We start from the raw sequence: 11,694 nt of genomic DNA on the forward strand, positions 1-11,694 counted from the left end.
TGATGACGACCGCCAACGCCATTTCCACACCATTCCGCCAGCTGGGCCAGACCGGCCCCAGCGTTTTCCCGCTCGGCCTCGGCTGCATGGGCATGAGCGACTTCTACGGCGCGCATGACGACGCCGAATCGATCCGCACCATCCACCATGCGCTCGACCGGGGCATCAACCTGCTCGATACCGCCGATGTCTATGGCCCGCACACCAATGAAGCACTGGTGGGCCGTGCCATCGCCGGGCGGCGCGGCCAGGTGGTGCTGGCGACCAAGTTCGGCCTGGTGCGCGACCCGGCCAACCCGGCCACGCGCGGCGTCAACGGCCGCCCCGACTATGTGCGCGCCAGTTGCGAAGCCAGCCTGAAGCGGCTTGGCACTGACCATATCGACCTGTACTACCTGCATCGCGTGGATCCGGCGGTGCCCATCGAAGAGACCGTGGGGGCCATGGCGGACCTGGTGCAGGCCGGCAAGGTACGCTGGCTGGGATTGTCCGAAGCCAGTGCCGCAACGCTCGAACGCGCGCACCAGGTGCATCCGATCACGGCCCTGCAGAGCGAATATTCGCTGTGGACCCGCGATGCGGACGAGGACGGCATCGTCGCGGCCTGTGAACGCCTGGGGATCGGCTTCGTGCCCTACAGCCCGCTCGGGCGCGGCTTCCTGACCGGCGCGATCCGCAGCCCGGAAGACTTTGACGAGGACGACTTCCGCCGCACCAACCCGCGCTTCATGGGCGAGAACTTTGCGCGCAACCTGGCGCTGGTCGACAAGGTGCGCGCACTGGCGGCGGACAAGGGCTGCACCCCGGCGCAACTGGCGCTGGCATGGGTGCTGGCGCGCGGGCCGCAGGTGGTGCCGATTCCGGGTACGCGCCGCATCGCCAACCTGGACGACAACCTCGGCGCGCTCGCGGTGCGGCTGGATGCGCAGGACCTGGCCGACATCGACGCGGTGTTCCCGGCCGGCGCAGCGGCGGGTACGCGCTACGCCGCGCAAGTGATGGCTTTGCTTGCGCGCTGAAGTGTGTGGGGCATGCGCAATAATGGCGCTTCGCAACGTCTAGCCGGAGCCAGCGCATGTCCCTCGTCCCCCTCGATGCCGCCAGCACCGCGGCGCGCCTGCCATATCCCGAACTGGCGCAAGCCATCGCCGGCATGCTGGCCGAACTGCGCGACGGCACCGCCATGGCGCCGCCGCGCATTGCGCTGCCGGTGGGCGATGCGCAGGACGGCGAGGGCACGCTGCTGGTGATGCCGGCGCGCAACCGCAGGCTGGTGATGACCAAGAACATCACCGTCCATCCCGGCAACCCGCAGCGCGGACTGCCCAATATCCTCGGCGAAGTGGTGGTGGCCGATGCGCATACCGGCGCGCGCATCGCCATGCTCGACGGTCCCACCGTGACGGGACGGCGCACCGCCGCCGTGTCCCTGCTGGCGGCGCAGTGCTTTGCCGCGCGCCAGGACGGCGAGCTGCTGATCGTCGGCGCCGGGGTGCAGGCGCTGACCCACCTGGAGGCCTTCGTGGCCGGACTGGGCGTGCGCAAGGTGTGGCTGCATTCGCGCACGCGCGACAAGGCCGACGCACTGGCCGCCCATGCGCGCACGCTGGGGGTGCAAGCGCAGGTGGCTGATTCGGTCGCGGCGGTATTGCCGCGCGTATCGATGGTGGTCACGGTCACGTCCAGCCGCAGCCCGGTGCTGCCGGACCTGGACAGCGGCCTCTGGCGCGACGATCACTTCATTGCCGCGGTGGGAGCGTTCCGGCCCGACATGTGCGAACTGCCGCCGGCGCTGTGCCATGCCGCCGCGGATAGCGGCCGGCTGCTGGCCGATACCCTGTTCGGGATCGAGGACGAGGCCGGCGACCTGCTGCAGGCCGACATCGACTGGGCCGACGTGCAGCCATTCGAGACCGCGATCCTGCAGGCCGATGCCATCCGCGCGCGCGCCGGCAGCCCGCTGGTGTTCAAGAGCGTGGGCTATGCGCTGTGGGACCTGGCCGCCTGCGTGCTGGCCAGCCGCTGATCACGCCGCATCGTCCCGCGCACGCAGCCAGTCGCTGAAGAGTTCGCGCGCCGGCGCCAGGAAGCCGGCGATCGGCTCGCTGCGGTCGCTGGCATACCAGTGGCAGTAGCAGCCGTGGATGGTCGCCACCATCAGGCGCGCCATCGCCGGGGGCAGCGGACGGCCGGGCGCCGACAGCGCTTCTGCCAGTTTCTGCACGTGCGCGTCCCAGCTGCGGCGGATTTCCTCGCGCACGCTGGGCGGCACGCTGCCCGAGAACAACAACGCCAGCACCACACCCTTGGCTTCCGGATTGGCCGTGAAATAGTCGGCCACCCGGTCGAAGGCGTTTTCGAGCCGCCGCGCCGCGGTCTTGCCCCGGTGCGGCTCTGCGCCGAGCCCCTCGCCGATATCCCGGAACAGGCTGGTTGCGGCCTCCGCCAGCAGCATTTCCTTGCTGCCGAAATGCCATAGCAGGCTGCTCTTGGCCACGCCGGCCTCGGCGGAAATCTGGTCGAGTGTCACCTCGGCGTAGCCGTGCGCGCTGATCAGCCCGCGTGTCACGGCGATCACGCGTTCCCGGGTTTCCAGGCCGCGGCGGTTCTTGGTAACGGAGGCTGATGGCTTTTGTGCGGCCGGGCGGGTCGGGGGCATGGGCGGGGGGCGGAAGACAGTAGGTGCCGGCGGCAATTTAGGAATATTCAGACCGGATGCCTATTTGACAGCGGCCCGGGTCTGCCAGCAAACTCCGGTATTGTACTGAACGTTCAGCACAATTACAGCAGCTTTGCAGGCCGGATACGGACGTCCGGCCCAGGATTTCCAGGAGACCAGGATGCCGTACCCCACTGCCATTGCCGCCGCCGCCGCCGCGCTGGCCGCAGCCGCCATCAGCCTTGCCGGCACTGCCGGCGCCGCCCCCGCCCCGGCCACCGCGGGCAATCCCGCCACCGATGCCACTGTCCGCACCAATGCGGCCGTGCTGCAACAGCTGCCGTTCAACGACCGGCGCGACTTCGAGGCCGCGCGCCGTGGCTTTATCGGCACGCTCGACAATACCGAGATCCGCGACGCCAAGGGCAACGTGGTGTGGGCGCTGGACCCCTACGGTTTCCTCAAGCAGGACACGGCGCCGGCCACTGTGAACCCCAGCCTGTGGCGCCAGGCCCAGCTCAATATGCACAACGGGCTGTTCCAGGTGACGGACCGGATCTACCAGATCCGCGGCTTCGATATCGCCAACATGACGATCATCGAGGGCGACACCGGCCTGATCGTGATCGACCCGCTGACCGCGATGGAGACCTCGCGCGCCGGCCTCGACCTGTACTTCAAGCACCGGCCCAAAAAGCCCGTGGTCGCGGTGATCTATACGCACAGCCATGGCGACCACTTCGGCGGGGTCAAGGGCGTCATCAGCGAAGACGACGTGAAGGCCGGGCGGGTCAAGGTGCTGGCTCCGGAAGGCTTCATGGAAGAGGCCGTCAGCGAGAACGTGTTCGCCGGCAACGCCATGAGCCGCCGCGCGCAGTACATGTATGGCTTCAACCTGCCGCGCTCGGCCACCGGGCAGGTCGATGCGGGCCTGGGTAAATCGGTCGCGCACGGGACCCTGACGCTGATCCCACCCACGGACCTGATCCACAAGACCGGTGAAAGCCGCACCATCGACGGCGTGCAGATCGAATTCCTGATGGCGCCGGGCACCGAGGCCCCGGCCGAGATGCTGATGTACTTCCCGCAGTGGAAGGCGCTGTGCGCGGCCGAGGACGCCACCCACAACCTGCACAACCTCTACACCATCCGCGGCGCCCAGGTGCGCGACGCCAACCAGTGGTGGCGCGCGCTGGACGAGACCATCGACCGCTTCGGCGGCCGCACCGACGTCCTGTTCGCCCAGCACCACTGGCCCACCTGGGGCCGCCAGGACATCGTCACCTACCTGGGCAAGCAGCGCGACGGCTACAAGTACATCCACGACCAGTCGCTGCGGCTGGCCAACCTGGGCTACGTGCCGGCCGAGATCGCCGAGCGCGTGAAGCTGCCGCCGTCGCTGGCCGCCGAATGGCACCTGCGCGACTACTACGGCACCGTCAGCCACAACGCCAAGGCCGTGTACCAGCGCTACCTCGGCTGGTATGACGCCAACCCGGCCAACCTGAACCCGCTGCCGCCGGAAGAGGCGGGCAAGCGCTACGTCGAATTCATGGGCGGCGCGTCTCGTGTGCTGGAGCAGGCGCGCGCAGCCTACGCGCGCGGCGAGTACCGCTGGGTGGCCGAAGTGGTCAAGCACGTGGTGTTTGCCGATCCGTCCAACCAGGCGGCCCGCCAGCTGGAAGCCGACGCGCTGGAGCAGCTGGGCTACCAGGCCGAATCCTCGACCTGGCGCAATGCCTACCTGACCGGTGCCGCCGAGTTGCGCAGCGGCGCGCCCAAGGCCGGCCGCCGTGCCGGCAGCCCGGACGTGCTGCGCGCCATGACCGACGCCATGTTCCTGGATTACCTGGCGATCAGCCTGAACGGCGACCGCGCCGCGGGCAAGACGCTGGCGCTGAACTGGGTACAGCCGGACACCGGCAAGCGCTTTGCGCTGACCGTGGAGAACGGCGTGTTCCGCTACAAGCCCGATGCGCAGCACGCTTCGCCGCAGGCCACGCTGACCATGCCGCGCGCCGTGCTGATGGGCGTGCTGGCCGGCCAGACCACGCTGCAGGCCGAGACCCAGGCAGGCCGTGCCCGCGTGGACGGCGACCCGCAGGCGCTGGCGGCCTGGGCGGCGCTGATGGACAAGTCCGAGCCGAACTTCGCCATCGTGACGCCCTGAAGGCACACCGAACGGCACCAGGATGGGGCAGGCGGGCAGCCTCTGTTGCGCGTCTGGCCCATAAAACCTCTTTTTAATGAGGGTTTTTTCCTGTGCGCGGCATAAAACGTTGCGTGAATGCCTCGAACGGCCGCCCTGAAGGCCGCTAATCTCCTGTTTTTTTAGTGGTTAACCCTCCATTTAGGGGGCGTCCTCTATGAATCAGTGTCATCGGTGAAACAGTCACGTACCCGCTAGCCGGATAATGCACGCGGCAGTAACCGAAAGAGGAGTAAGAGGATTATGAAATCGACCTATAAGAAGATGCTGGCGGCAGGCGCTGTGATGGCGCTGGCCGGAGCCGCACACGCGCAGTCGGCCGGCAGCAATATCGTCAGCCTGGGCTGGTTCCGCGTGATGCCGAACAGCTCCGCGGATCCGCTGACCATCGACAGCGTTGCCGGCCGGCCGGTAAACCAGGTCAAACCGAACACCGGCGCGAAGATCGAGTCCGCCGATACGCTGGGCCTGGCCTACACGCACTATTTCACCGACAACATCTCCAGCGAATTCGTCGTTGGCATTCCGCCCAACCACGACGTCACGGGCACTGGCAGCTTTGCCCAGTATGGCAAGCTGGGTAAGGTCAGGCAGTGGAGTCCGGCGGTGCTGGTCAAGTACCACTTCTTTGACGCCAAGACCAAGTTCCGTCCCTATGTCGGCATCGGCGTGAACTACACGTGGTTTACCGGCGAGACCATCACCAACCAGAACTTCGTCAACCGCGAGTTCGGGCCGGGCGCGCGCATGACCGCCAGCGCGGCGCCGTCGTGGAACCCGGTGTTCAATATCGGCGCCAACTACGCCATCAACGATCACTGGTTGGTCGGCCTGTCGGTATCGTATGTGCCGCTGTCGACCCGCGCGACCTTCACCACCCAGACGGGTCCGGTGACGATCCAGTCGCACACCAAGATCAAGATCGATCCGGTGGTGACGTTCCTTAACGTGGGCTACCGCTTCTGAGCGCGGCGCACGGATAGCGGAAGGGCACCCCGGGGGGTGCCCTTTTTGTTGGCGGTGGCGGCTTATGCCACCGACCTGACCGGATAGCCGGCTTCTTCGATGGCATCGCGCAGCGCCTCGGTATCGGCGCTGCTCTCGACGCGCACGGCCTGGGTGGGCACATCCGCGCTGACGCGCGCGGCGGGGTCGACCGCCTGCACGGCACGCGTGATGGCGCCGACGCAGTGGTTGCACGACATGCCTTCGACCTGGAACTGGATCATGGTGGAACTCTCCCGAACGGATGAAACGGCGGCAGGGTGCCGCGACAGATATAGTTTGAGGCTTCCCATGGTGGGAAGCGCAAGCGGTATTTTGCTGGTGCCGACGTGGCGGTGACGGCATCTCGCCCCGACCTTGACCTTCCAATGATGGTAAGGTCCATGATGCTGACATCGACACTGTGGATGACTCAGAACCATGCCAGATTCCAGCGCTGTGCTTGCTTCCCAACCTGTCCGGACGGACGACCGGCTGCCGGCCGACGGCACGCCCGAGTGGCGCCTGCCAGTCGACGGCATGACCTGCGCCTCATGCGTGCGCCGCGTGGAGAAGGCGCTGGCCCAGGTGCCGGGCGTGCGCGACGTTGCGGTCAACCTGGCCACTGAAGCCGCCACGCTGCGCGCGGACTCCGGCGCGGTGTTGCCGGCCGCCGCGCGTGCCGTGGCCGATGCCGGCTACACCGTGCCGCAGGACACCATCGAACTGAATATCGCCGACATGACCTGTGCCTCGTGCGTGGGCCGGGTGGAAAAGGCGCTGCGCGCGGTGCCGGGCGTGATGGAGGCGCAGGTCAACCTGGCCACCGAGCGCGCCAGCGTCACGCTGCTGCGCGGCGCGGCGGATACTGCGGCGCTGGCGGCCGCGGTCGCGCGCGCCGGCTATGGCGCAACGCCAGTGGCCGATGCCGCATCGCCGGTGGCCCAAGCCGGGCAGGGCACTGCCTTCTGGGACGGCCCCTGGCCGGTGGCGATCTCGGCGGCGCTGTCGCTGCCGCTGGTGGCGCCGATGGTGCTGGAATGGTTCGGCGTGCACTGGATGCTGCCCGCCTGGGTGCAGTGGCTGCTGGCCACGCCGGTGCAGTTCGTGTTCGGCTGGCGCTTCTACAAGGCCGGCTGGAAGGCGGTGCGCGCCGGCGCGGGCAATATGGACCTGCTGGTGGCGCTTGGCACCACCGCGGCCTATGGGCTGTCGCTGTGGCTGATGTGGCGCGCGAGCGCCGACGCCATGCCGCACCTGTACTTCGAGAGCGCGGCGGTGGTGATCACGCTGGTGCGCCTGGGCAAGTGGCTGGAGACGCGCGCCAAGCGCCAGACTGCCGATGCCATTCGCGCGCTTGCGGCGCTGCGCCCCGATACGGCCCGTGTGCGCCGCGGCGGCGTGGAGCAGAGCGTGCCGCTGGCGGCGGTGCGCGTGGGCGACGAAGTGGTGGTGCGCCCCGGCGAGCGCATCCCGGTGGATGCCGAAGTGATCGAAGGCATCAGCCATGCCGATGAATCGATGCTGACCGGCGAAAGCGTGCCGGTGCCGAAGCAGCCCGGCGACCGCATCACCGGCGGCGCCATCAATTTCGAAGGCTTGCTGGTCGCGCGCACCCAGGCGGTGGGCGCAGAAACCGTGCTGGCGCGCATCATCCGCATGGTCGAGCACGCGCAGGCAGCCAAGGCGCCGATCCAGCGCATGGTCGACCATGTCAGCGCGGTGTTCGTGCCGGTGGTGCTGGGTATCGCGCTGGTGACGGTGCTGGGCTGGGGCCTCTTTGCCGGCGACTGGGAGACGGCGCTGCTCAACGCCGTGGCGGTGCTGGTGATCGCCTGCCCGTGCGCGCTGGGGCTGGCCACGCCCACCGCGATCATGGCCGGCACCGGCGCCGGCGCGCGCGCCGGCATCCTGATCAAGGACGCCGAGGCGCTTGAGATTGCGCACCGGGTCAGCGTGGTGGCGTTCGACAAGACCGGCACGCTGACGGTCGGCAAGCCGGAAGTGGTGGGGCTGCATGCGGCCGATCCTGCCGACGCTGACGCCAGCGCACTGCTGGCGCGGCTGGCCGCGCTGCAGGCCGGCAGCGAACATCCGCTGGCCCGCGCCGTGCTGGCCGCAGCGCAGGCGCGCGGCATCGCCGTGCCGCAGGCCAGCGGCGTGCAGGCCCTGCCGGGCCGCGGCATTGCCGGTGTGGTGGACGGCCACGCGCTGCAGCTCGGCAGCGAGCGCCTGCGCGAATCGCTGGGCGCAGAAGCCGGTACGCTGGCCACGGTGGCGGACCAGCTGCGCGCGGAAGGCCGCACCGTGTCGTGGCTGGTCGAAACCACGCCACCACGCGTGGCCGGCCTGGTCGCGTTCGGCGATGCCATCAAGCCGGGCGCGCCGGCGGCGATTGCAAGGCTGCGCGCCGCCGGCGTGCGCACAGTGATGCTGACCGGCGACAACGCCGGCGCGGCGGCGCGCGTGGCGCAGGCGCTGGGGCTGGATGATGTGCAGGCCGAAGTCCTGCCCGAGGACAAGGCCGCCCGCGTGCAGGCGCTTGGGCGCGATGGCGCGGTGGTGGCCATGGTGGGCGACGGCATCAACGATGCGCCGGCGCTGGCGGCGGCCGACGTCGGCATTGCCATGTCGACCGGCACCGACGTGGCCATGCACGCCGCCGGCATCACGCTGATGCGCGGCGACCCGGCACTGGTGGCCGATGCGCTGGCGGTGTCACACCGCACCGTGCGCAAGATCCGGCAGAACCTGTTCTGGGCCTTTTTCTACAACGTGGTGGGAATTCCGCTGGCCGCGGCCGGGTTGCTGAACCCGGTGGTGGCGGGCGCGGCGATGGCGTTCTCCAGCGTCAGCGTGGTCAGCAATGCGCTGCTGCTGCGCCGCTGGCGTGCGCAAGCCGGTACGGCATCCACCGGGCAAGGAGGCGAGTCATGAATATCGGCGAAGCGGCACAGGCCTCGGGCGTGTCGGCCAAGATGATCCGGCACTATGAATCGATCGGGCTGGTGGCGCCGCCGCCGCGCACCGAAGGGGGCTACCGCCGCTATGACGAACGCGCGGTGCATACCTTGCGCTTCGTGCGGCGCGCCCGTAATCTGGGATTCTCGCTCGACGAGATCCGCAACCTGCTGTCGCTGTGGCATGACCGCGGCCGCGCCAGCGCCGACGTCAAGGCGCTGACGCTGCGGCATGTGGCCGAGCTGGAGCAGCGCATCGCCGAGCTGGCCGCCATGCGCGACACGCTGCGCGAGCTGGCGCAGCACTGCAGCGGCGACGACCGGCCGGACTGCCCGATCCTGGCCGACATGGCAGAGCCACAAGCGCAGGACAAGGTGGCCTGCCACGGTTGAAGGGTCATACAGTGCCGGGAAAATCAGGTAGCAAGCAAGGTAGCAAGCAGCAGCACAACCAAGAATAACGACAGCCGGCACGGCGCTTTGCGAGCCCTCTGTGCCGCCAGGAGACCTGCGCGAATGGAACAACCGATGACGGACGATCCTGCTGTTGCCCGTATGGCCGGCATGCCTGCCGATACCCCTGCCGGCACGCATGTGCCGGTGCAGAGCCGCCAGCGCATGCGCGACGGCACCGAGCTGCTGCTGCGCACGTGGCAGCCCGATCCCGCGCGCTTCGCGGAGCCGCTTGGCTCTGTGCTGCTGGTGCATGGGCTTGCCGAACACGCCGGACGCTACCAGCACGTGGCCGATGTGCTGTGCGGGCTGGGGTTGCGCGTGTGCGCGCACGACCTGCGCGGCCATGGCACCAGCGGCGGCGCGCGCATGGTGGCGGACCATCCGGATATCTACCTGAACGACCTTGCCGAGATCTACGATGCCGCGATGCCTGGCTGGCATGAGCTGCCGATCCTGCTGGGCCACAGCATGGGCGGGCTGATCGCGGCGCGCTTTGCCACCGCGCGCGTGCGCCCGGTGCGCGCGCTGGTGCTGTCCTCGCCCGCGCTGGCGCTGCGGCTGTCGGGGCCGATGCTGGCGCTGCACCGCGTGCTGCTGGCGCTGGCGCCGCGGCTGCGCGTGCCCAATCCGATCGATGCGCGGCACTTGTCGCACGATCCCGCGGTGGTCGCCGCCTACCGCGCCGATCCGCTGGTGCAGACCACCATCACCGCCGGCGTACTGGAGAGCTTTATCCGCGGCATGGCGCAGGCACAGGCCGATGCCGCGCTGCTGGAGGCACCCACGCTGATGCTGGTCGGCGGCGCCGACCACGTAGTGGACCCGGCCGGCAGCCGCACCTTCTTCGACAACGCGCCACCCGAGTTGCGCGAAGAAGTCTGGTTCGAGCAGGGTTACCACGAGATCTTCAATGAAGCGCAGCCGCTGCGCGGCGAAGTGTTCGCGGCGCTGACCGACTGGCTGCAGCGTCGCCTGGAGAACCCGCAGCGCTAGTCCGCTGAATTATTGAAATGGCAGGCACCGACCAATTTCAGTGATTCAGCGGACTAGGTACGGAACACGGACTCGGCTACGCCGAACACGGCTGCGACGACCGGGTCGTCGCGGCGCGTGGCCAGGCAGACCAGCGTCAGCTCGGTCTGCACCGAGACCCCTTCCACGATCACCAGCCCGTGCGCATGCGACTCGCGCAGCGCAATCGAGTCGCGCACCAGCGACAGCCCGACCCCGGAGCGCACCAGGTCCAGCATCGACGCTTCCTGGTCGACATGCGCCACTTTGGGCACGCCGGCAGGGTCGACGCCCGCCTGCGCGAAACGCGCGGACAAAAGCCGGTGGTGCGCCGATTCGGGGGGCGTCCAGATCCAGGGCAGTGTTGCCAGCTGCGCCCATGAGCGCAGCGCGGTGCGCTCTTTCCAGCCCTTGGGTGCCACCACGTAATACGAGAACGGCGTCAGCGTCAGCGCATGGAAGCCGGCATCGGGCGGCTGGCCCAGGTAGAAGCCCACGTCGAGCGCGCCGCTGCGTACCTGTTGCAGCACCCAGCCCGACATACCGTGGCGCAGCTCGGTGCCGATCTGCGGATGGCGTTCCACCAGCGTGCGCAGCATCGGACCCAGCCGCGTGAATTCCGGATCGAGGATGGTGCCGATCGCCAGCCGGCCGCGCACGGTGTGATGCATCGCGCTGACGGTGTGCTGCAGGTCGCCCACGCCATCGAGGATGCGCTCGGCCAGCGGCAGCAGCGCGGCGCCGTCGGCGGTCAGCGTCAGGCCCGCGGCGGTGCGCTCGAACAGCCGGATGCGCCACGCCGATTGCAGCGCTTTCAACTGCAGGCTGACCGCGGGCTGGGTCAGGTGCAGCCGCTGCGCGGCGCGGGTCAGGTTGCCTTCGCGCGCGACGGCAACGAAGGCGCGCAGGTGGTGGAGGTCCAAGACGATTTCGGGGCGAGAGTTGGCGCAGCAACGGTGGCGTGGTGCGGCGCAATATTTTGCGCCGCTTATATTGCGATTGACGATAAATCATTGGACGGGGCCGCGCAACTGCACCAAGCTTGCGCTCAGTACGGCCCGGCACGCCTTGTGCAGCGAGGCATCGATACCAGTGCAAGACTGGAGGATGCCTGCACCAGCGTCTTCATCAGACGCAAAGATCGGGCAAGCCGCATGCCGTCAGCGACCCAGCATTCAGGAGCGGAAGTGGAAGACATCCTTGCAGAAGCCAGCGCGGTGCAGACCCTCATCGGCCATGCCATCGCAGGCCGGCAGACACGCGGCGCATCGCGGCGTCTGGCCGATATCTATAACCCCGCCACCGGCGAAGTCGCCGCGCGCGTGGCACTCGGCACCACGCAGGACGTGGCCGATGCCGTCGCCGCCGCCAAGGCCGCCTTCCCCGCCTGGGCCGACACCCCGCCGCTGCGCCGC

11 protein-coding genes are annotated in these 11,694 nt (G+C 68.7%); 8 read left to right on the top strand and 3 right to left on the bottom strand.

Annotation, left to right across the window (positions count from 1 at the left end):
• The first annotated feature begins 2 nt into the window (after positions 1 to 2).
• Both DN412_RS22845 and DN412_RS22850 read left to right on the top strand, forming a co-directional pair.
• Positions 3 to 1,019 carry an aldo/keto reductase gene (locus DN412_RS22845; RefSeq protein ID WP_115213665.1) on the top strand — a complete coding sequence of 339 codons (1,017 nt, stop codon included), beginning with the start codon at positions 3 to 5 and terminating at the stop codon, positions 1,017 to 1,019.
• Positions 1,020 to 1,075: 56 nt separating this feature from the next.
• A complete protein-coding gene (locus DN412_RS22850; RefSeq protein ID WP_115213666.1) occupies positions 1,076 to 2,026 on the top strand; it encodes a delta(1)-pyrroline-2-carboxylate reductase family protein in 951 nt (316 codons plus the stop codon).
• On the opposite strand, the gene DN412_RS22855 is transcribed toward DN412_RS22850, so the two are convergent.
• Positions 2,027 to 2,659 (bottom strand): TetR/AcrR family transcriptional regulator, encoded by a 633-nt coding sequence (locus tag DN412_RS22855; protein ID WP_115213667.1) that lies wholly within the window; start codon positions 2,657 to 2,659, stop codon positions 2,027 to 2,029.
• Positions 2,660 to 2,840: 181 nt separating this feature from the next.
• Between DN412_RS22855 and DN412_RS22860 the strand changes: the two genes are divergently transcribed.
• Both DN412_RS22860 and DN412_RS22865 read left to right on the top strand, forming a co-directional pair.
• A complete protein-coding gene (locus tag DN412_RS22860) occupies positions 2,841 to 4,829 on the top strand; it encodes an alkyl/aryl-sulfatase (RefSeq protein ID WP_115213668.1) in 1,989 nt (662 codons plus the stop codon).
• Between the two features lie 282 nt (positions 4,830 to 5,111).
• The gene (locus DN412_RS22865; protein ID WP_115213669.1) at positions 5,112 to 5,834 is read left to right on the top strand and encodes an OmpW/AlkL family protein; all 723 of its coding nucleotides are present in this window, start codon (positions 5,112 to 5,114) and stop codon (positions 5,832 to 5,834) included.
• Positions 5,835 to 5,896: 62 nt separating this feature from the next.
• Here DN412_RS22865 and DN412_RS22870 read toward each other — a convergent pair whose 3' ends face one another.
• The gene (locus DN412_RS22870; protein WP_078198310.1) at positions 5,897 to 6,097 is read right to left on the bottom strand and encodes a heavy-metal-associated domain-containing protein; all 201 of its coding nucleotides are present in this window, start codon (positions 6,095 to 6,097) and stop codon (positions 5,897 to 5,899) included.
• A gap of 196 nt (positions 6,098 to 6,293) precedes the next feature.
• Here DN412_RS22870 and DN412_RS22875 point away from each other — a divergent pair, with 196 nt between their 5' ends.
• From DN412_RS22875 to DN412_RS22885, 3 genes are all read left to right on the top strand, one after another.
• On the top strand, positions 6,294 to 8,789 hold the full coding sequence (locus DN412_RS22875) for a heavy metal translocating P-type ATPase (protein ID WP_115213670.1): 2,496 nt from the start codon (positions 6,294 to 6,296) through the stop codon (positions 8,787 to 8,789).
• Entirely contained in the window at positions 8,786 to 9,205 is a 420-nt protein-coding gene (cueR, locus tag DN412_RS22880; RefSeq protein ID WP_115213671.1) for a Cu(I)-responsive transcriptional regulator, read from the top strand. Before DN412_RS22875 ends, cueR begins: the two co-directional genes overlap by 4 nt.
• Before the next feature lie 123 nt (positions 9,206 to 9,328).
• Positions 9,329 to 10,261, top strand: coding sequence for an alpha/beta fold hydrolase (locus DN412_RS22885; protein WP_115213672.1), 933 nt, complete (start codon positions 9,329 to 9,331; stop codon positions 10,259 to 10,261).
• Positions 10,262 to 10,314: 53 nt separating this feature from the next.
• On the opposite strand, the gene DN412_RS22890 is transcribed toward DN412_RS22885, so the two are convergent.
• Positions 10,315 to 11,202, bottom strand: a complete 888-nt coding sequence (locus DN412_RS22890) for a LysR family transcriptional regulator (RefSeq protein WP_115213673.1) — start codon at positions 11,200 to 11,202, stop codon at positions 10,315 to 10,317.
• A gap of 294 nt (positions 11,203 to 11,496) precedes the next feature.
• On the opposite strand from DN412_RS22890, the gene DN412_RS22895 reads away from it, so the two are divergent.
• On the top strand, positions 11,497 to 11,694 hold a 198-nt coding region (locus tag DN412_RS22895), incomplete at its 3' end, for an aldehyde dehydrogenase family protein (protein WP_425267440.1).

This window comes from Cupriavidus lacunae (genome assembly GCF_003353055.1).
GTDB lineage: Bacteria > Pseudomonadota > Gammaproteobacteria > Burkholderiales > Burkholderiaceae > Cupriavidus > Cupriavidus lacunae.

Coding starts and splice junctions, on each gene's coding strand:
- DN412_RS22845 (WP_115213665.1), top strand. CDS start 3: ATGACGACCGCCAACGCCATTTCCACACCATTCCGCCAGCTGGGCCAG.
- DN412_RS22850 (WP_115213666.1), top strand. CDS start 1,076: ATGTCCCTCGTCCCCCTCGATGCCGCCAGCACCGCGGCGCGCCTGCCA.
- DN412_RS22855 (WP_115213667.1), bottom strand. CDS start 2,659: ATGCCCCCGACCCGCCCGGCCGCACAAAAGCCATCAGCCTCCGTTACC.
- DN412_RS22860 (WP_115213668.1), top strand. CDS start 2,841: ATGCCGTACCCCACTGCCATTGCCGCCGCCGCCGCCGCGCTGGCCGCA.
- DN412_RS22865 (WP_115213669.1), top strand. CDS start 5,112: ATGAAATCGACCTATAAGAAGATGCTGGCGGCAGGCGCTGTGATGGCG.
- DN412_RS22870 (WP_078198310.1), bottom strand. CDS start 6,097: ATGATCCAGTTCCAGGTCGAAGGCATGTCGTGCAACCACTGCGTCGGC.
- DN412_RS22875 (WP_115213670.1), top strand. CDS start 6,294: ATGCCAGATTCCAGCGCTGTGCTTGCTTCCCAACCTGTCCGGACGGAC.
- cueR (WP_115213671.1), top strand. CDS start 8,786: ATGAATATCGGCGAAGCGGCACAGGCCTCGGGCGTGTCGGCCAAGATG.
- DN412_RS22885 (WP_115213672.1), top strand. CDS start 9,329: ATGGAACAACCGATGACGGACGATCCTGCTGTTGCCCGTATGGCCGGC.